This is a genomic window from Paenibacillus xylanexedens (assembly GCF_007676705.1).
Taxonomy (GTDB): domain Bacteria; phylum Bacillota; class Bacilli; order Paenibacillales; family Paenibacillaceae; genus Paenibacillus; species Paenibacillus xylanexedens_C.
On record NZ_VEBF01000547.1, the window covers coordinates 1 to 246 of the forward strand.

The window sequence follows — 246 nt, forward strand, 5'->3', positions numbered from 1 at the left end:
CTTGAAATGTTTGATGAGGATAGGCGTTAAAGGAGCAAAGTTAACGTGGGTAGGGGAGTGAATTTTGGTGGGTGGAAGAGGTTGATTAGTGGTAGGATGTTTGATGATGAGCGGCATGCATTTGGGGAGGTGTTTTTCGTGATCTGAGAATTCCATGGCTGGGAATAGGGGGTGATTGGATAAAGAGTGATAGGGTGTTTTCAAAAAGTGGACATTGGTGTGTGTATGCAGATAAGTGAAATGAGG

1 protein-coding gene is annotated in these 246 nt (G+C 43.9%); it reads right to left on the bottom strand.

Annotated features, from left to right (window positions below; all coding sequences use genetic code 11):
• On the bottom strand, positions 1-246 hold a 246-nt coding region (locus FS628_RS33360; RefSeq protein WP_145326705.1), incomplete at both ends, for a malate:quinone oxidoreductase.